Origin of the sequence: Pseudomonas sp. Irchel 3E13, from assembly GCF_900187455.1 — a bacterium.
In the GTDB taxonomy this organism is placed as follows: domain Bacteria; phylum Pseudomonadota; class Gammaproteobacteria; order Pseudomonadales; family Pseudomonadaceae; genus Aquipseudomonas.
Genome location: NZ_FYDX01000011.1, coordinates 79,445 through 100,555, shown reverse-complemented (window position 1 = coordinate 100,555; position 21,111 = coordinate 79,445). Strand labels below are relative to the sequence as shown.

Below are 21,111 nucleotides of genomic sequence, written 5' to 3'. Positions count from 1 at the left end.
GGGTGTTATTTATAGTGTGAATGCGTTTGAAATAATGATGTTGGCGGTGGGGTTTCTATAAGTTATTTGAACCGTTTGTCGAACTTTCGCTGGTTATTCTGGACGGCCCGTCAATAACGTTGAAGGTCGTTCTCATGCCTGAAGTCAACTTATCCGCCGCGTCAAAGAATGGCGATGCTGCCATCAGCGAACAGTACGCCACGGTTAAAAACAAAATACCCGAATGGTTGTTGAACGCCTCTTCCGACACCCATCGGGCGATGCGTCAGGCGGGGGCGAAACCCTTGCCCTGGTTCGAGCAGGCGCGCCGCGCCGATCCGGGTGCCGCCCGGCAATTGGCCCGGCTGTACGCCGACCACCGCTTCTACGAGCAGCAGGTGAATGCGCTGCTGGCGTGCCTGCCGAGCGCGGAAGCGTTCGCCGAGCCACTGCTTACCGCCGCGATACAAGACACCTTCGGCCTGCGGGTCGATGTCCGTAATAGCCATCTTTTTCATGCCCGGCGGGCCGCGGACGCGGGGGTGGGATTTCCTCCCAACCCACCGCTGTTACCGCCGGGCGCGATGGCGGCGGCGGTGCAACCGCTGCTCAAGGCGGCCTTGCAGAATTTCGAGGCGTGGGAAACTTCGCCCGGTGCCATGGACAGTGGCAATACCCGGTCGGTTATTGTTTTCAAGGCGCGCATCGAGGGCATAGCAATTGAAGGCACGGTGATTGATATTGCGCCGGAAAAATTTGCGGCGATGTGTCGAACACTGGACCTGGGGCGCAAGTATCAAGCCTTGATCGCGTCGGTATTGAACCCTTCTTCCCGTCCGGGCGACGCACCGGACGCCGCGGCATTCAACTTGCGTGGTGTATTCAAAAGTTTCGAACAGTCGGCCTTCCTGCTTCAGGTGCAACTGGCCTCGATGCGCAACCTTATCGATCAGGCAACAAGCGAAGCCCTGCGGCAGATCGCGAAAAACAAGCCGGCCACGCTGAACGGAAAACCGCTGACCTGCAAACTTCTGCGGTTATGGCAAGTTACCCTCACGGGCATCGTGGTCATCAGTCCGGACCGCGAGTCCAGCACCGCTATCGAGCCCGTGCTGGTGTATATCCCCGACGATCCGTTTCACCCGTTGCAGGCGTACGCCTCGTCCCAGCAGTTCATCGAAGCGTTGCGTGACAGCATGCTTCAGCCTGGCTACCTGTCTTTTTTCGAGCGCTTCGTGCCCGCCCGCGAACGCGCCCTGGTGTTCGGAAAAATCCACCAGGCGTTCTACCCCAAGGTCTTGAACAGCTTGGGCTGGTACGAGGTGAAACTCGACAACAAAGCCCGACTGCGGGTGGAGGAGCAGCCGTTCGCGGTCGGTTTCCTCTCGGAACTGTTCCGGCAGAAGGTGGCCGTGCTGAAGGACGATGGGCTGTTCCATGCGGTGCCGACGGCGCTTGAAGACCAGAAATCCTTCGACGCGGCAACGCGGTACTTTTTCGAGAAGGCCTTTCAGGCCCTGAATATCGCCGCGTTCGTGGTGCCCGGCCTCGGCGAGGTCATGTTGGGGGTCATGGCCGTCCAGTTGAGTTATGAAACCTTCGAAGGCATCGACAGCCTGGCCAAGGGCGAGCGTGATCAAGCCTGGGGCTATTTCATGGATGTGCTGGAAAACGTCGCCATGGTCGCGGCGCTCGGAGCGCTGGGGGCGAGTGGCCGTGGCGTTCCGGCATTGGAGGTGCCGAGCGCGGTCGGGCAGATGCGGGCGGTGCGCGTGCCCGATGGCAGCACCCGACTCTGGAAGCCGGACCTGACCCCGTTCGCCCACGACATCGTCTTGCCGGCGGGGCTCACGCCCGATGCGTCGGGGCTCTTCGAGTATCAGGGCAAGCAGTGGTGGCCGCTGGACGGGCGGACTTACGTGGTCAAGCCGCCCTCGACAACGGAGCCCTATCGGCTGGAACACCCTGTGCGAAGTGATGCCTATGAACCGCGTGTGCGCCACAACGGCGCGGGCGCCTGGCTGCACGAACTGGATCAGCCTCGGGACTGGCAAGGGCTGTACCTGTTCCGCCGGCTGGGCTACACCCCGGCACGTTTTTCCGATGAAGAAGCGCTGCGGATCTTGCGGATCAGCGGCACTCCCGAGTCGGTCTTGCGCCATACGCTGGCGGAGGCGCAGCGCCCGCCGGCGTTGCTCGACGACACCGCGCAGCGCTGGCAACTGGACCGCGAACTGGGGCGTTTCATCGAGCAAGAGGAAGCCGGCGATGCGCATGCCCGCAGAACCGAACTGTTCAACCGCCGCTACGACGCGCTCTACGCCTCAAGGCCCGCCCAGGACGTGGTTCGCCGCAGTTTTCCCGGCTTGCCCGTGCCGGTCGTCGACGAGGTATTGCAGCACGCCAGTCCGGCCGAGTTGCAACAGATGGCGGCGACCCAGCGAGTGCCGGCGCGCCTCGCCGAAGAGGCCCGTGCCTATCTGCACAACGTGCGTCTGGCCCGCGCCTACGAAGGCATGTATCTGGACTCGGTCGAAACGGCCGACAGTGAACAACTGCTGCTGCACACCATCGCCAGGTTGCCCGGCTGGTCGCCCCAGGTCCGTCTGGAACTGCGTGAGGCGCGGTTTCACGGGGCCTTGCTCGACCGGGTCGGCCCGGCCGATGCACTGATTCGCAAGGTGCTGGTCAAGCAGGAAGGCGGGTATCAGGCGCATGACGCGGACGGCCAGCCGTTGCACGGTCGCGAAGACCTTTACGCGTCGCTGCTGCACGCGTTGCCCGACCGGCAGCGCAGCGAGCTGGGCTTCCCCCATGTCGGCCAGGGCGCGGACCTCAAGCGTGCCGTGCAACACCTGCCGCTGCTGCCGCGCCCTGTGGCGCGCGAGGTGTTGCGCATGCAACCGCTCAAGCCGTCCGCGCGTTCGCCGATGCGCCTTGCTGACGGTCGGCGCGGTTACCCGCTGAGTGGCAGGGGCGTGCTGCCCGGGTTCGTCAGCGAAGACAGCGTGCTGGACAAGATCCGCCTGCTCGAATTCCAGGAGGCTCACCCCGAGCAGATCCTCGACGAGCTTTATCGTGCCGGCTTGAGCCGTGCCGCCATTGATACGCGCCTCAATCAGTTGCTGGAGGAGCACCAGGTGCTGCGGCACAGCCTCGACGCATGGGCGCAGGCATCGGCATCCTTCGCTGACCTGGGCGAGCTTCGCTCGATCAGCCGGGCGCGGATTGGCGAAGCGCTCTGGCGCCACTGGGAAGCCAATTGCTTGCCGGAGACCGGGCGCTCCGCGTCCTTGCGGCTGGAGAGCGTGAGCGTGGGGGACTTTCCCGAGCAGTTGCCGGCGTTTGTCTATGACCGTGTGCACAGCCTGGAACTGATCCATGCGGACAGCGCTACAGGCCCCGCGCTCGCGGATTTTTTCCGGCGTTTTCCTCAGGCGGCGTCGCTGGCCGTGCGCAGCGTCAACGGTCTGAACAGCCGCGAGCTGATAACCACGGTGCTGGAGGCGGCGCCTCAGGTGCGCAGCCTGGCGTTGACCGATGTGGCGCTCAACGTCACGCAGGAGGCGCTCGACCGCCTGCGCGGCCTGGCGCACCTGGAGCGGCTCGACCTGAGCGGTAACAGGCTGGGCGCAGCCGGTGACGCCGCCGACCTGCCTGGCCAGGGCGAGACGCCCCTGACGGTCATGAACCTGAACCTGCGCTACCTCGGGTTGCAGCGCATGCACCTCGCGAGCTGGCCTGAATGGCTCGACAGCACCGCGCTCGGCCATCTTGCCGAAGTCTCCCTGGCGGACAACGCGATCAGCCGCTTGCCGGCGTGGCTGCTGGACAACACGGTCATGGCGGCAACGCCGGCGACCCGGCTGTCACTGGTGCGCAATCGCTTGACGGTCCCGACCATCCGGCAACTGCGGTTTGGCGAGGGAGCGGATCGCCGGTTCAGTTTCGACCTCGACCCGCTTCAGTCTCAGCGTGACTTCGAGCAGTTGAAGGACGAGCACAGCGTATTGAACGAGGCGCTGGAGCACTGGGTCGAGGCGTCGACCTCAACCACCGCGCCGAGCGAGGAGCAATTGCTGGCGCGTCGTCGCGTCCGCGACACGCTTCTGGCGTTCTGGCGCGAAAGGAGTGCGCTGAACGTCCCGCGCCTGCGGCTGGACGCGATTGCCCTTCACGATTTCCCGCAGACATTGCCTGCTTTTTTTTACCAGGGCGTGGAGCAAATGGAGTTGATCCGGCCTGTCGCGGATATCGAACAATTCAATCAATTCCTGCGGCGCTTTTCCAAGTTGAGAGGCTTGAAGCTGACGGGCCATGTCACGCCGTTGACGGTACTGCCACCGGCGCTGCTCGAATTGCCGGAACTGACCGCCCTGGCGCTGAACGACCAGGGCCTGACGATCGATCAGACGGCCATCGCGTTTCTTTGCAGCATCCCCGAGCTCACCTACCTGGGCCTCGACGGCAACATCATGGGCAACATCCTGGACTGCACGCCGATGCTGGACCGCTATTGGACGCTGCTGAGCCTGAACAACGTCGGGTTGCAGGCGTGGCCGGTCTGGCTCGACGAATTGCTCCCGGAGTTGGTGGAAATGCTCGGCCTGGAATACAACTCGATCAGCGAGCTGCCGCAATACCTGCTGGATAACCGCCGCAATTCCAATCCCAATATCCATGTCGAAATTGCCCTCACCGGCAACCCATTGACGGACGACATGATCCGCCAGGCGTATGTCTCGCAGTCGTGGAACCGCCCTTACACCTTCCACATGGATGTGCCCGAGGAGATCCGCAGGCTGGTCCCGGATCGCCACGACTCGGATTCGGAATTCTCCGAATCCGACGTCGATGGCTCTGAGCAGTTGCACAGCAATGGAGAGCCGGGGCCGAGGGCGTCCGCCGTCGAGCCGTGGCTGGCGGGCGCGGAGGACCGGAGCGAAGGGCGTCGTGACATCTGGCGGCAGCTCGACGCCGGCCATGATGCGAAGGATTTGCTGGGGCTGGTTGGCCGTTTGCGGCATACCGCGGACTACCGTGACGCCAGCACCCGACCTGAACTGGTTGAGCGTGTCTGGCGGGTGCTTGCCGCCGCGGCGCAAGACACTGAGTTTCGCCTGACCCTCAACGGCATGGCGGAGGAACCGCTGCGCCAGGTGCGCAGCCATGACACCTGCCCGGACGGCATCCGGCTGGAGTTCAACCAGATGGAACTGCAGTTGCACATCCGCCAGTCGCTGCGCGATGTGCCCGAGCAAGCGCGTGGACAAACCCTTTATCAATTGACTCGGCGCCTGTTCCGCTCGCAGGCACTGGACGATTGCGCGCGGCGCGAATCGGGCGGCCGGGACGAGGCCGAAGTGCGCCTGGCCTACCGCCTGCATTGGGCGAACGAGCTCGATCTGCCTGTCCCTCCCGGCAAGATGCTCTATCAATTCGCCGCGCATATCCGGCCGGGTGAGCTGGATAGCGCTTTGATGCAGGTGCACCAGGCCGAGCAGGGCCAGGCTTTCCTGGATTTTGCGAGCCAGCGGGATTTCTGGGTGGAGTACCTGCGGGAAACCAACAGCGATCGTTTCAACGACCTCAAGGACAACTTCCAGGCCCGGGTGCTGGAGCTGACAGACCTGTATCCCGGCGACACCGCGGATGAACTCGGTGCCCGGGTCAAGGCGCTGGAAGAACAGCTTCGCAACGATGAACGGCAACTGATCGGGGAACTGACCCGCCGCGAAGGCGCGAAGTACTGACCCATGGCGGGGTGTTATTTATGTGCTTGAAGCCGCTGAATTGCTGATGGAAGTGCGGGGGTTTCCAGGGGCGGATTGACGTTGTTTGGCGAGGCGGCGGGCTTATACCCTCCGCCAACCCAACCAACGCCAGCAGGTATGCTCATGGCCGATTCACAACGTTCTGCGACGCGCAAAACAGAACCCGCAGCCCCGCACGATGCCCGTGTTGAATCCATTGGACGCAACGTCCCCGACTGGTTGCTCGACTCACCGCAAGCGACACGGCAGGCGTTGCGTTCAGCCGGTCGGGAGGCTTCGCCCTGGATCGAGAAGGCCCTGCGTGACAAGCCTCACGTCGGTGCGTACGTGCAAGAGGCCTACGCGCAGCACCGTCGTTACGAGGCGCAGGTCAATGCGCTGCTGGCGCGGATTCCCACCCTCGAAGCCTTTGCCGAGCCGCTGCTCAAGGCCGCGATCAGCCAGCAGTTCGGCATGGACCTCGATGTGCGCGGCACCTACCTGTTTCATGCCGGCCGCGTGCACGTCGATGGTTCATTCGTTGCCGCATCCCGGGACCCGGTGGTGGCGAGCTACAACGCCGTAAGGGCGGCGACCCAGCCGTTACTGCTCGCCGCGCTGCAGAACTTCGAAGCGTGGGAAACCGAAGCGTCGGGCATGGCCAATCCGCCTCATGAATCGATGGTCTACGTTGCGCTGAGTGCTACCGAGACCCTGCAAGGCCCCACCCTCGATATCGTGCCGGAACAATTTGCCGCCCTCTGCCGCACCCTCGACCTGGGAGGGCAATACCAGGCGTTGATCGAATCGGTGCTCGCCGGGGCATCGGCACCTGCCGGTGAAGCGACTCAGCGCCTGTTCGAGGACTTCGAGCGCTCGGCTTTTTTGCTTCAACTGCATCTCGCCTGCCTGAAAGGCGATATCAGCGATCGCATGTATGACGCCGTCAAATCATTCAGCAATGGACCGGTGCTTTCCGGCGCGCCGCTGGTGAGCGGCTTTCTCGGTGCGTGGGATGTTGAACTGAAAAGCATCGTGATCATTGGCAGCTACTCGCCTGGTTCGCTGCCGACCAGTTACCCACGCTGGGATGGCCTGAATCGCAATGAACCGCTGATTGTTTACATTCCCGACGACCCGTTCGGGCCCCTCAGGGAATATGCCTCGTTCGCCCACTTCAGCGAGGCGCTGCGGGACAAATTGCGCGAGCCGGACTATCTGAAGTTCTTCCAGCGGTTTGTGCCGGCGCGCCACAGCGCGGAACTGTTCGGGACGTTGCAGCGCGCTTTTCATCCCAAGGTCTGGAACAGCGGGGGCTGGTATGAAGAGGGCGAGGACAACGACGCCAGCCTCAAACTGAGCGATCTTCCCTTCGGCCGCAGTATTTTTTTGAAACTGGTGCAGCAGAAGATCGCGGCCCTGAAGGACGATGCCTTGTTTCACGCCGTGCCGACGGCCGACGAAGACCACAAGTCGTTGATGGACAAACTGCGCTACTTCGGCGAGGTCAGCTTCGCCGTGCTGAACGTCGCGGCTTTTGTGGTGCCCGGGTTGGGCGCGGTGATGATGGCGGTCGCGGCCGTGCAGTTGAGTTACGAAGTGTACGAAGGCATCGACAGCATGGCCGCGGGCGAGCGCGAGCAGGCCTGGGATTATTTGATGGACGTGGTCGAGAACCTGGCCTTGATGGCGGCGTTGGGCGGTGCTTCGTCAGGCGCGGGTATCGCGGCGCTGGAAGTACCGTCGGCGGTCGCGGAGATGCGCCCGGTGCGCCTGCCCGATGGCGCGACCCGCTTGTGGAAACCGGACCTGGCACCCTTTGCCCACGATATCGTCTTACCCGCGGGGCTCACGCCGGATGCGCAGGGGCTCTACCACTTTCAAGGCAAGCAATGGCTGCCTCTGGAAGGGCGCACTTATTCGGTCATGGACGGGGAAAACGGCAGCTATCTGGAGCACCCGGGGCGCGCCGATGCGTACCGCCCCGCCGTGCGCCACAACACGGCGGGCGCCTGGCTGCACGAGCTTGACGAGCCGCTGGAATGGGAAGGGCTGACCCTGTTCCGGCGCTTGGGCGCAGAGGGCGACGAGCTGTCCGACGAGGCCGCCCAACGCGCCCTGTATGTCAGCGATACCCATGAGGCGCAGTTGCGTCGCGCCTTGGCTGAAGGGCAGCGGCCACCGGCGCTGCTCAGCGACACGGTTGAGCGTTTCCGGCTCGATCAGGTGCTCGAAACGGTGGGCGAAAGCGTAAGCCGGGCACAACGGGCGCAGTTGTTCAACGGCGCGTATGAACGGCTCAACCCGACCCTTTCGGTGGAGGCGCGATTGTTCAAGCACAGCTTTTCCAGCCTGCCCGCCAAGGTGATCGAGGAACTGCTGACGCACGCCGATGCCGCGGAACTGGCGCACCTGCGCAGCGAACGAAAGATTCCGCTGCGCCTTGCCGGGGAAGCCCGTGCCTACCTGCAAAAAGTGCGCTTGGCGCGGGCTTATGAAGGGCTGTTCTTGCGCTACATAGACAACCCCGACAGCGCCAAGCTCATGCTGCACAGCCTGGAGCGGCTGCCGGGCTGGCCGGCGGCGATGCGTATTGAGGTCAGGGCCATGACGTTCGACGGCGAACTGCTCGACAGCCTCGGCCCGGCCGATGCGCCCGCGCGCCGCCTGCTGATCGAGGATGCCGAAGGCTATCGCGTGCACGGCGCCCCGCCGACGTCGGCCTCGGTCGATCTGTATGCCGGGGTGCTACAGGCGCTGACAGCGCCCGAGCGCGAAGCCCTGGCGCTGGTCGGGGACAATCCGGCGCTGGCGTTGAAACTCAAGGTGCAGGCCCAACCGTTGCTGTCGCGCCAGGACCTGCGCGCGCTTTTGAAGATGCAACCGTTGCGCCCCGCCGCCCGCTCGCCGATGCGCCTGGCCGACGGCCGATCGGGTTATCCGCTGAGTGGGCGCGGCGTCCTGCCCGGCTACATCACCGAAGACACCTTGCTCGACAAAGTGCGCCTGCTCGAACTCGAGGACGCCTTTCCCGAAGACGTCTTGCGCGATCTCTACAGCGTGTGCCTGAGCCGGGCCGCCATCAACGAGCGGCTTGACGTCTTGCTTGAGGAGCGGCGCGCGCTGAGTGACAGCCTGGCCGAATGGGCGAACGCCAGCGCAAACCAGGCCAGCCCTGGCACTGAGCGGGTCGCCAGTCGCGAGCGGATCGGCGAGGCGTTGTGGGCGCACTGGCGAGGCAATGCTCTGCCCGAGATCGGTCGCAGCGGCAGGCCTTTGCAATTGCGCTCGATCTATGTGGACGACTTTCCCGAACACTTGCCGGCCTTTGTCTACCAGCGGGTGCACACGCTCGAGCTGGAGGACCTGACGGCGCCGGCGCTCAGAGTGTCTGTCGAAACCAATGGCAGCGTGCGCCAGGACCAGCAGTTGTCGGGCTTTTTGCAGCGGTTTCCCGAGGTGACCTCGCTGAGCCTCAATCGCGGCACGGGATGGCTGGCCAATGACTTGCCGCAGATTGTGATGCAAAGTTTCCCGTGGTTGAGGGAGCTGCGCCTGACTAACCAGCACCTGACCGTGAACCAACGTGTATTCGACGACTTTCGTGCAATGAGGGACTTGCGCCGACTTGATCTCAGCGGCAACCCGCTTGACGTCGATTCGGTCACCCAGCTCAACGAGCCGGAGCTGGACTATCTGGGGCTGAATAACATGGGCCTGACGCATTGGCCGGACTGGCTCGACAGTCGGGCACTGGAAAACATCAGCGAAGTGTCCCTGGTCGACAACCACCTCACTGAGCTATCGGAACCGATGCTGCGCAACCAGGGCAATTCGGTCTATCACACGCGGGTGTTGTTGCGCGGCAATGTGCTTTCCCGGCAAACAATCTTCAATGTGCGGCTGAGCGAGGGCGTGGGCAGACGGTTCAGCTTCGACCTCGATGTTCCCGCCAGGCTGCAGGCCGAACTGGATGCGTGCATAGCGCAGACCCGGTTGTTGACCGAGTCCATCGAGCAGTGGCGTGAAGCGCCCGGATCGACGCCGCTTCAGGGTGAGCAACAGGCCCGGCTGCGTGGACGCATCAGCGACGTCATCATGGATTTCTGGGGTGAGTACGTTCAGAGCTTCTTCACCCCGCTGCTGCGACTGGATTCGATAGCGCTCGCTGACTTTCCCGGGCAATTACCCGACTTTTTCTATGAACAGGTCCGTCGCCTGGACCTGCTGCGCCCGAGCGGGACAGTGGATGAACTCAACCAACTGCTGCTGCGGTTCCCGCAACTGGAAGAGCTGAATATCAGCGCGCAGGTGACGCCGATGACCGTGTTGCCGGAGGCCTTGCTGCAACTCAGGGAACTCCGGTCCCTTGCCCTGATTGACCAGCAAATACTCCTTGACCAGGGCGTGGTCGACTTCATCGCCCTTTTACCGGAACTGTGGTCGCTGGAACTGGATGGAAACACCCTGGGGACCATCACCGATGTGTCCGCGCTCAGCAGCCGTTACCTGAATATGCTGAGCCTGTCGGGTGTCGGTATGCAGACCTGGCCGGACTGGCTCAGCGAGTTGATTCCGCATCAGGTCCAGGTGCTGTGCCTGGACAACAATCTTCTGACCGAATTGCCGGAGTACCTCCTGCAAAACCACCGCAACCTGAATGACTCCTCCGAGATATCGCTGCTAAACAACCCGCTGAGCTACGAGACCATGCGCCGTGCCTTCATTTCCGAGTCGGGGCATCGGCCCTTCGTGTTTCGCATGAACGTTCCCGAGGACATCCAGAGGCTGTCAGCCGATCCGCACTCATCGGACTCGGAGGAGGTTACCGGGCCAGGGCAATTCAGCCGCAGCTCCAGTGAAAGCTCTGATGAGGGCTACAACAGTTCCGCCCCCTGGTTGCTTGACAGTGCAGAGCAGAACGAAGCGCGGCTGGGTGTTTGGCAGCGATTGGAAAGCGCGAACGATGCCTCGGACTTGTTGAGGTTGATCGGCCGTTTACAGTTCACGGCCGACTATCGCAGCGCCAGCGTCCGGCCCGAACTGGTCGGCCGTGTATGGCGAGTGCTGGAGGCTTGCGCCGAGGACGAGCAATTACGCCTGGCGCTCAACGGCATGGCGCAGGAGCCGCTGCTCCAGCTCAGAAACTACGACACCTGCCCGGACGGCATTCGCCTGGAATTCAATCAGATGGAAGTCCAGGTTTTCACCCAGCAGTCGCTGCGCGATGTGCCCCAGGAACAGCGTGGACCGGCACTGTATCGGTTGGTCCGGCGTCTTTATCGGCTGCAGGAACTCGACAGCATTGCGCGTGAGCAGACCGGCGCGCGCGACGAGGCGGAAGTGCGGCTGGCGTATCGGCTGCAGTGGGCCCAGGAACTGGACTTGCCGCTGCCGCCGGTACGGATGTTGTTTCGCCCGGTGGCGGACCTTCAGCCGGGAGAACTGCAGCGGGCACTGGTGAGGGTCCAGCAGGGCGAGGGCGGCCAGCCGTTCATGAGCTACGCGGCGCAGCGAGACTTCTGGGTGGCCCACCTTCGCGAGGCTTACGCCGAACGCTTCAGCGCACTCAGGGAGATGTTCCAGTCACGGGTGCTGGAGTTGCTGGATTTGTATCCTGGCGATGCGCCGGAGCGGGCCAGTGAGCGGGTGCGGACACTGGAGACGCAGTTGCAGAGCGACGAACTGAACCTGATTCATGAGTTGACCAACCTCGAGGGACTGGAGCTCGTATAGACAGCGGCCGCCGCGGGCCTGGCCCGCGCAAGACCAGGGGGCAGTGAAAATATTCTTGTATTCAATTCAGCCCGATCGTTGTCGCTACGCTGGGATTCCTATTGATGACCCGAGGCAGTCCCATGTCGAATTCGATCGGCGCTCTCATACCGTTGAGCGAAAAACCGGTGGTGGAAAGTTCGCAGTATGAGGCGGTTAAAAACAAGATTCCGCTATGGCTGACAAAGGCCCCCGCTGACGAGCACCGAGCACTCCGTGCTACGGGGCCGAACGCCGCGCCCTGGTTCGTCAAAGCCATGCAAGAACATCCGCGAGTGGCCAGGTTATTACCGCGGGCCTATGCGGTGCATCGCCGTCTGGAGAAGACGCTTGCCACCCTGTTGGCCCGGATTCCCGACATCGAAGTGTTCGCCGAACCGTTGCTCAAGGCCGCGATTCAGCAACAGTTCAACCTCAGCCTCGATGTGCGCACTACCTGGCTGTTTCATGCCGGGCGCGTACAGGGCGATGGCTCGTTCGTTGCCATCTCCAGGGACCCGCTTGTCGAGAGTTCCAGGTCCGCGAGAGCCGCGACCCAGACGTTGTTGCGCGCCGCCCTGCAAAACTTCGAAGCCTGGGAAGCCGAGCCAGGCGGCATGCAATATTCCCGGCTGAAGTCGAGCATCTATACCGAAGATGCAACGACGCAACGCAGCAGCCCTGTCGCGATCGAGCCTGAAGCGTTCGCTGCACTCTGCCGGACCCTGGACCTGGGTGGGCAATACCAGAAGTTGCTTGATGCGGTACTGGATGGCGCCGTGGCGGATGCCGATAAAAAATACATCCCCTTTGCGCGCTGCGAGGGGTCGGCGCTGATACTTCAGGCGCACATGGCGTATTTGAAAAATGACATCAGCGCGCTTCTGTACAACACCTTATTGAAGCGTCTGACCCGGCCGGACCCGTCACCGATAGCGACGCCGCTGCGCTGCGGTTTTCTGACGCTATGGGGGGTCGAACTGACGGGCATTGTGATCGCCGGTGAATACCGCCTGGTCCAGTATGTGATCGGCCATCCGCAATGGGTGCGTGATAGCAGTAAGAAAGCCATCATCGCCTACATACCGGGCGACCCCTTCAGCCCGATCAAAGAGTACGCATCGTTCCAGCATTTTCATGACGCGTTGCGCGACAAGTTGCTGCAGCCGCAGTACCTGAGGTTTTTCGAGCGTTTCATTCCTGCGCGGCAACGTAATGAAGTGTTTGCCAAGATCCGCAAGGCCTTTAACCCAAAGGTCTGGAACAGTGGCGGCTGGTATGAGGAGCGCAAGGACAGCAATGCCAGTCTTGTCCTGGGCACACAGATCATTTCTGGCGCCGTGCTGACCAGTGTCGTGCGGCAGAAAATCGCCGTGCTCAGGGATGATGCCCGGTTCCATGCGGTGCCGACCGCGGACGAAGACCAGAAAACCCGCGATGACCGGCTGCGCTATTTCGTCGAAGTGTCGTTCAGTGCGCTCAATATCGCGGCCTTCGTGATTCCGGCGGTGGGTTTGGCCATGCTGGCGGTTACCGCCGCGCAACTGGGTTATGAAGTCTACGAAGGTTTCCACAGCCTGGCGGAGGGCGATCGCGACCAGGCGTGGGCGTACCTGATGGATGTGCTCGAGAACCTCGCCGAGATTGCCGCGTTCGGTGCGTTCTGGCACGCCGGGCGCGGCATCCCCGCGCTGGAGGTGCCACCGGCGGTGGAGCCGATGCGGACGGTACGCCTCGAGGATGGCAGTCACCGGCTGTGGCAACCCGACCTGCGGCCCTTCGCCCATGACATTGTTCTGCCCGGGGGGCTCAAGCCCGACGCCGTCGGGCTCTACAGCTACCAGGGCAAACGCTGGCTGGCGCTGGAGGATCGCACTTTTTGCGTCAAGTCGGACTCGCCGGGTTCCGCGCATTACCTGGCGCACCCGAACCGGGCCGACGCTTACCGGCCCTTATTGCGCAGCAACGGCGCCGGCGCCTGGTTGCATGAGCTAGACCAGCCGCTGGAGTGGGAAGGGCAGACCCTGTTCCAACGGCTGGGTCCGTTGGCGGAGGGGCTGCCGGAACCCACCACCCGCCGCCTTCTTCACATCAGTCACACCCACCCGGCGCAATTGCGGCGCGCATTGGCCGACAGTGAGCGACCACCCGCGTTGCTCATCGATAGCCTCCAGCGCTTGCGACTTGACCAGGCGCTGGGCGCTGTCAGCGAAGGCATGAGCCGTTCGCAGCGGGCGGCGTTGTTCGCTGCCCGGTATGACGCACTGCAGGCGGAGGCGTCCGCCGAAGCGCTGTTGTTGACGGAAACGTTCACCGGGTTACCCGTGGTGGTGGCCGACGAATTGCTGGCGCATGCCGACGCGACCGAACTGGCGCAACTCAAGGATGAGCGCACGGTGCCGTTGCGACTCGCCGAAGAGGCCCGCATTTATCAGCGCAACGTGCGTCTGGCGCGGGCCTACGAGGGCCTGCATCTGCAACATGTGAGCAGTTCCGACAGCGACATTCTTGTTCTGCACAGCCTTGAAACCCTGCCGGGGTGGTCGCCGCTGGTGCGCCTGGAAATCCGCGAAGGCGCCCTCGACGGACGCGTGATCGATAGCGTGGGGCCCGAGGATGCGCCGCTTCACAAGGTGCTGCTCAAGGGCGACGAAGGCTATCAGGTTGCCAGCCCCGACGATCCGCTCGCCGTAGCGCCCCCTGATGATTTGTATGCGGCGGTGCTCGAGGCGCTGCCGCTGGCGCAGCGGGAAGCACTGGGCGTCGTACCGGGCGGGAAAGCGGCGCTTCGTCTTCATCTGCATGAGCAGCCATTGCTGCCCCGGCCGCAGGCACTGGAGGCGTTGCACATGCAGGCTGCCCAGCCCGGCGCCCGTTCACCGATGCGCCTTGCCGATGGCCGGGTCGGTTACCCGCTGAGCGGTCGGGGCGCCCTGGCAGCCTATGTCACCGAAGACACGCTGCTGGACAAGATCCGTCACCTCGAATTCCCGGACATCTTTGCCGAGGCCATCCTCCAGGCGTTCTACAGCGCTGGTTTTAGCCGGGCAGCCATCAGCGAGCGCTTGGACCAATTGATCGTGGAGCAGCATGTCCTGCTCAGCAGCTTGAGCCACTGGCGGCAGGACCTGTCCGCGGTTGGCCGTGCGAGCGAAGCGCACGTCATCTGCCGGGATCGCATTACCCTGGCGTTGTGGGAGCACTGGCGAGGCAACAACTTGCCTGAGATCGGTCGGACCGACCGGGCGCTGCGGCTGGAGTCGATATTTGTATCGGACTTTCCCGAGCAGTTGCCAGCGTTCGTCTACGAGCGCGTGCAAGCCCTGGTGCTGCGCGAGTTCATCGTGGAGGCGCCGGCGGCGGTCTTCGGCGCGGACGGTGCACTCCAGTACCACGGCATGCTGCCGCAGTTTCTGCAGCGTTTTGGCCGGGTCCGCGTTTTGGAACTCCACCACAGTATTGGCTGGCCGGTCAGGGACCTGCCCCGGGTCGTGGCCCTCAGTTACCCGAGGCTCAGGCGCCTGCACCTGAACAACCTGCAACTGTATTTGGACTGGCAAGCGCTGGAACCGCTGGCCAGCTTGACCGAGTTGCAGCACCTGGACCTCAGTGGCAACTTCCTCGCGGATGCGCCGAACATCCATTTCACCGGGCTGCATCTGCAAAACCCGGAGCTGAACCTGCATGCTCTGGGGCCGAACCTGAGCTCCCTGGCGCTGGACCGCGTGGGCATGACGCGTTGGCCAAATTGGCTCGATAGCCAGGCGCTGAGCCGGATCAGCGTGCTTTCCCTGGTCGACAACCGCCTCCTCGAATTGCCGGCGCATATCCTGCGCAACGACATCAATGCGCATCACACCCGGGTCGCGCTGCGAGGCAATGCGTTTTCTCGCCAGGCGACGCTCAATGCGCGGTTGAGCGAGGGCGCTGGCCGCCGCTTCAGTTTCGACATGGATATTTCCGAAACACTCCAGGCCGATCTGAACCTGCACCAGCACGAACGCGGTCAACTGATCGAGGCCCTTGAGATGTGGCGCGAATCCTCAACCTCGACGCGGCCGTTGAGCGAGCAACAGATAGCCGCACGTCATCGCGTGTCCGACAGCCTTGTGGATTTCTGGCGAGATAAAGCGCAGGGCAACGCCTCCCCGCTGCTGCAACTGGAATCGCTCGCGCTCGATGACTTTCCGCCGCGTTTGCCGGACTTTTTCTATCAGCGGGTGCGTCGTCTGGAACTGACGATGCCCATTGGCACAACCGAAATGCTCGACCGCTTTCTCACCAGCTTTCCGCAACTGGAAGAGCTTGCCATCAGTGGCCGCGCGCCTCCGGCTACCGACTTGCCGGGCTCACTGCGAACAATGCACGCCTTGAGGAGCCTGGCCTTGACCTATCAAGGGCTGCATATCGACCAGGGGGCGGTGGATCTGATCGCCAGCTTGCCACAGCTTTCGTCACTGGAACTCGATGGGAATACCCTGGGCACGATCACCAACGTGTCGGGTCTGACCGCGCGTCACTTTGACCTGCTGAGCATGAACGAGATGGGCATCGACACCTGGCCGACCTGGCTCGACCAACTGATTCCACAGCGCGTGGAGGTGCTGAGCCTGGAGAGCAACCGGCTCACCGAGTTGCCTGAATACTTGCTGGAAAACCGTCGCAACCCCGAGGGCCTGACCGAAATTTCACTGCTCGATAATCCCTTGAACTACGAGACCATGCGCCGTGCCTATGTTTCGATCGCGGACAATCGGCCGTTTGTATTCGAAATCGACTTGCCCGACGAGATCCGGCAACTCCACGGTGATGCGCACCTCTCGGACTCGGAGGAGTCTCTCGGCAGTCTGGCGCATTCCCATGGCGGCAGCGCGAGTTCCGGGGAGGAAGACTTCCCGGTCGATAACTGGCTGATCGGCAGCGTGGATGAAAACGAAGCGCGGCGTGGCACATGGGAGCAGCTTGAAGGTTTCGAAGATGCTCCTGACCTGCTGCGGATGATCGGGCGGCTACGCTACACCGCCGACTTCCGCAACGCCGTCAGCCGGCCTGAACTGGTCGCCCGCGTGTGGCGGGTGCTTGATGTCACGGCCCAGAATATCGAGCTGCGCCAGACCCTCAATGGCATGGCGCAGGAGCCACTGGACCAGCTCAGAAGCTACGACACCTGCCCTGACGGTATCCGCCTGGAGTTCAACCAGATGGAAATCCAGGTCTTCACCCTCCAGTCGTTGCAGGAGGTGCCGGAGGGCCAGCGCGGGTCGACGCTGTATCGGCTGGTACGGCGTCTGTACCGCTTGCACGAGCTGGATACGATTGCCCGCGATGAGGCCGGCACCCGCGACGAAGCGGAAGTGCGCCTGGTGTATCGCATGCACTGGGCTGAAGAGCTCGACCTGCCGCTGCCGCCGAGCCGGATGCTGTACCGCACCGTTGCCGATGTGCGGCCGATCGAACTGGACCGGGCGCTGGACCGGGTCCGTCAGGGCGAGGGCGGGCAGCCATTCCTGGTCTATGCGGCGCAGCAGGACTTCTGGGTGGCGTACCTGCGCGAAGTCTATGCCGAGCGTTTCAACCTGATCAACAACATGTTCCAGGCGCGAGTGCTGGAGCTGCTGGACCTGTATCCGGACGATATACCGGAGCGCGCGAGTGAACGGGTCCGCGAGTTGGAGGCGCGGGTCCGGCAGGATGAGCGCAGCCTGCTGGACGAGCTGACCAACCTTGAGGGCCACGCAAACGACTAGGCTTTATACGGAAAGTGCCTGCGCGACGATCATGCTGCGTTGCCTGATCGCCGCTCGGCGACTTGTCGTACAAACCCCAGGTTTACAACTGGGCCTGGACCTTGTCACCCACGTCGGCGGGCACCCATTGCCGCCAGATCTGCGGGTTGGCTTTGAGAAAATCCCGCGCCGCCGTCGCCGGCTCCTGGCGTTGCTGGCTCATTTGCGCCAGGGCCTTGTTCAGGCGTTCGATCGGCAGGTCGACCTTGGCGAAGAAAGCCACCAGTTCCGGATAGTGTTGGCGAAACGCTGCTGACACGCCGATGGACAGCTTGGCCGGCAACGAGCGGCTGCCCTTGGGGTCGGTGTTTCTGGCATCGGTCAGGGTGGCCCAGGCGGCGGGGTCGAAGGCCGGCTCTTCCAGGCGCACCAACGGGAAACGCCCCATCAGCGGGGTTGGCGACCAGTAGTAGAACAGCACCGGCTTGCCGCGGCGGATCGACGAGGTGATCTCGGCATCCAGTGCCGCGCCCGAGCCGCTGCGAAAGTTCACGTACAACCCGTCCAGGCCATAGGCCTTGAGCTTCTGGCTGTTGACCGTCTCGGAGGTCCAGCCGCTGGGGCTATTGAGAAAACGCCCCTTGTCCGGCACCTCGGGATCCTGGAACACGGCGGCATAGCGCTTGAGGTCGGTGACCGAGCGCAGCTCCGGGGCCAGCGGTTCGATGCCGCGTTGCGCATCGCCCTTGATCACGTATTCCGGCACCCACCAGCCTTCGTCGGCGTTTTTCACCGTATCGCCGATCGCGAACACTTCACCGGCTTGTTCGGCCTTGATCCAGGCCGGGCTGCGCCCCGCCCATTCTTCGCCGATCACCTGGATATCGTTGCGCGCCAGCGCGACTTCCATGCTCACCGTGCTGCCCGGCAGGGTGTCGGTGGGGTAGCCATAGCCGTGCTCGACGATGAAGCGCAACAGCTCGGTGGTGAAGCTGCCGCTTTCCCAGGTGATGTCACCGAAGTAGATCGGCGCGTTCGGCGGTGCGGCGCTGGCGGGGAATACGCTGGCCACGGAAAGCAGCATGCCGCAGATCAGGGAGGTGAGCCGGTTCATCATGTCTCGCTCGTGTTCGCTAAGTGAGCCAGTGTAGTAGAGCGCCATAAGGTCAACGGAGAATGTTCCAGGGCAGGGCGCGGGCAGTATTCGAATGGCCCATTGGCGAAGCCGAAGTTGCTCTGGCCGGGCAGTGGGTTTTCTTACGCCAATAAGCGCGCGCATCTGGCTGAACAGCCGGGTTGTTGCTGTTGTACTGGCGCTTCATTCAGTTGCGCGAATACCGGCATGCATATTTTCTACACCTCCAGCGCTCACGGAATATTCAATCACTCGTTGCAAACCCCCGCGTCGACGCGAGGCGGCTGCGGGGTAGCGGTTCATGGCGGGAAGCTGTTCTGCGTGTATATCGATGAGTTCGATATATGGGGGCAGATCAAGGTCATTACAAAAACAGAGCGGGGGGCCTGGAGTGCGCCGATGGACCTGGGCCCGCGGATCTACGCGAGCCAGGCGCCGGCAATCTTCACCGGGGGTGAAAACCTGTATGTCTTCGTGGTGGTCAAGGGGGCGGACGGAAGTTCGGCCTGTTGGCGCTTCCTCTATGACGATGTCACCGGCGTATTCATCATGGGGCCGTTGCCGAACCTCAAGAACATTACCCGGCCACCCGCATTCGTGGAAATGGACGGCATGCTCTACATGTTCTACAGCCGCCCCAACAAGATCATCGCCTGGCGCAAAACCAGGGATTTCACCACGTGGTCCGATGAACAGTGGATGTATGAAGAAAGCGACAAGCCGTTGCTCTGCGATAACCCGCCCACGGTGATCTGGTATCAGGGCCTGATTCATGTATTCGCCACCAACAACCAGGGCAATCACCTGTTATTGAAGTTCGACGGTGGCACCAACTGGACGCGGCCGCGGTTGTTCGTCGCGGAAAAATACACCAACGCGCCCGCTGCCGTTGTCCACAACGGTCTGTTGAAAGTCGTGTTCAATGGCCCGGTCTCCGCGCCAGACAATCGTGATCTTTTCCAGTATGGCTACGACGGCAATTCCACCAGCCCGCCGACCGTCAGTTCAAACCTCATGGCCACTGAACGCGTTGGCCTGGGTGTATTGGCTGACCGCCTGTATGTGTTGTATCGCGGTTCACCCTGAGGTTGCGTCATGCCTGTTGATAGAACCATTGCTGACTATATTGATGCCCATTTAACCCCTGGCCTTGCCGATACGGAACTGCAAACGCAGTTTGAAGTGATCGTCAGGGACATCGTCCTGTTGTTGCCGACGGCCGCTGAAACCGCCCAGCACACGGCTGCCTACCTGTCGTATGTGGTGTCCTTCCAGTACATGCGAAGCCGCAATGAAACGGAGCAGGCTTACTTTGCCAAAGCGCTGTCCGAGTCATTCGCCAGGCTCTACAACGACAACACGCTCATGCGTGCCATTCATGCGGCACCGCGGGCGCAGCTGTATTCGACGCTGTTGAGTTTCTACCACCTGCACCATGCGCTGATCATGAACGGCCTGAGAAGCCACGCCGGCCCGTTCTTCCTCGATGCCAGCGATCCCCTGCGCCGCTTGCAGCATATCGTCGGTGCGGCGTGCGGTCCCTGGCATGCCCATATCCGCCTGCAGGGGAGTAACGACTACCCCGCGCGGGTCATGGTCCATAACGGCTCGCCGCAGATTGAAATCGGCAGACCCGAGGAGAGCGGGCCGACGCTCAGTTTCGCTATCGCCACCTGGAACATGCAGGGCGCTTCGGCCTCCACGGAGTCGAAGTGGCGCACCCGGGTGCTGCAACTGGCGCGGGCCAATGACATCGTGGTCCTGCAGGAGGCGGGCAGTGCGCCCGCCTCCGCGACGCTCAGCGCGCAGTTGCAGATCAATGACCAGTTCGGCGTTGCCCACCAGATCGACCATTACCTGTGGAACCTGGGGACGGTCGCGCGTCCTGAGGTCTATCACGTGTTCTTTCTCGATGTTCAGCGCTTGCGGGTCAACCTGGCGATCGTTGTGCGGGGAACCAGCGATCTGGACATCCATGACATGGTGGTCGTCTCCGATGGCGTCACCGTGACCGCCCCCGTTTACCGCCCGGCACTGGGCATCCGGGTGAGGCGCTGGTCGGCGCTGCACCATGAGCACGTGACGGTGTTCAACTTCCACGCCATTTCGGGAGGCGGGGCCAATTCATCGTGGGTGCTGCGTGAGGTGAGCTGGCATACCGAGACGCCGTTCGTGATGCTCGGCGACTTCAACCGCGACCCGCGGCCCGGCACCTCCCGACCCAACGCGGGCAACTGGATATCACCGCCGGACATCGCCCGGCTCGAGCTGGCCAACGGCCCGACCCATCCCGCTGACCAGCCGCAGGCCATGCTCGATTATGCGGTGTCCAACGGCACGGCAACGCCGACCGCGCCCGGTATCGTCGGGCTGCCAGGCCCGTCGAACCACTCGGATGTGAGTTACCGCTTCAGCTTTTAGCCTCATCCCCACCATGCCCGCTGGGGCGGGTTAATTTCCGGCCCGCCTCGCTCGTTCATAGATCATCGACGCACGCCCCGGCGGTGTGCGGTCATTCAATGAAGGAGACAAGCAATGACTTCCGTTTTCGATCGCGACGACATCGTGTTCCAGGTTGTGGTCAACCACGAAGAGCAGTATTCGATCTGGCCCGACTACAAAGCGATCCCCGAAGGCTGGCGCACCGCCGGCAAAAGCGGCCTGAAGAAGGACTGCCTGGCCTGGATCGACGAGGTCTGGACCGACATGCGCCCGCTGAGCCTGCGTCAGAAGATGGCCGCCGCAGCGGCGGCATCCTGAGGGG

At 62.7% G+C, this 21,111-nt stretch carries 7 protein-coding genes; 6 read left to right on the top strand and 1 reads right to left on the bottom strand.

Annotated elements, in window-relative coordinates; translation table 11 throughout:
- The first annotated feature begins 134 nt into the window (after positions 1–134).
- From CKW37_RS20165 to CKW37_RS20155, 3 genes are all read left to right on the top strand, one after another.
- Complete coding sequence (locus CKW37_RS20165) at positions 135–5,732, top strand: NEL-type E3 ubiquitin ligase domain-containing protein (protein WP_095157721.1); 5,598 nt, start codon at positions 135–137, stop codon at positions 5,730–5,732.
- A gap of 138 nt (positions 5,733–5,870) precedes the next feature.
- Positions 5,871–11,468 carry an NEL-type E3 ubiquitin ligase domain-containing protein gene (locus CKW37_RS20160; RefSeq protein ID WP_095157719.1) on the top strand — a complete coding sequence of 1,866 codons (5,598 nt, stop codon included), beginning with the start codon at positions 5,871–5,873 and terminating at the stop codon, positions 11,466–11,468.
- 296 nt (positions 11,469–11,764) lie between these two features.
- Positions 11,765–17,233 carry an NEL-type E3 ubiquitin ligase domain-containing protein gene (locus CKW37_RS20155; protein WP_159985280.1) on the top strand — a complete coding sequence of 1,823 codons (5,469 nt, stop codon included), beginning with the start codon at positions 11,765–11,767 and terminating at the stop codon, positions 17,231–17,233.
- Between the two features lie 82 nt (positions 17,234–17,315).
- Here CKW37_RS20155 and CKW37_RS20150 read toward each other — a convergent pair whose 3' ends face one another.
- On the bottom strand, positions 17,316–18,326 hold the full coding sequence (locus tag CKW37_RS20150; RefSeq protein WP_095158029.1) for an ABC transporter substrate-binding protein: 1,011 nt from the start codon (positions 18,324–18,326) through the stop codon (positions 17,316–17,318).
- 102 nt (positions 18,327–18,428) lie between these two features.
- Between CKW37_RS20150 and CKW37_RS20145 the strand changes: the two genes are divergently transcribed.
- The 3 genes from CKW37_RS20145 (at position 18,429) to CKW37_RS20135 (ending at position 21,107) form a co-directional block, all read left to right on the top strand.
- Positions 18,429–19,433: a hypothetical protein gene (locus tag CKW37_RS20145; protein ID WP_143502049.1), complete on the top strand. Its 1,005-nt coding sequence runs from the start codon at positions 18,429–18,431 to the stop codon at positions 19,431–19,433.
- Between the two features lie 9 nt (positions 19,434–19,442).
- Positions 19,443–20,768, top strand: coding sequence for an endonuclease/exonuclease/phosphatase family protein (locus CKW37_RS20140; protein WP_095157713.1), 1,326 nt, complete (start codon positions 19,443–19,445; stop codon positions 20,766–20,768).
- 114 nt (positions 20,769–20,882) lie between these two features.
- The gene (locus tag CKW37_RS20135) at positions 20,883–21,107 is read left to right on the top strand and encodes an MbtH family protein (RefSeq protein ID WP_095157711.1); all 225 of its coding nucleotides are present in this window, start codon (positions 20,883–20,885) and stop codon (positions 21,105–21,107) included.
- Positions 21,108–21,111 lie beyond the last annotated feature (4 nt).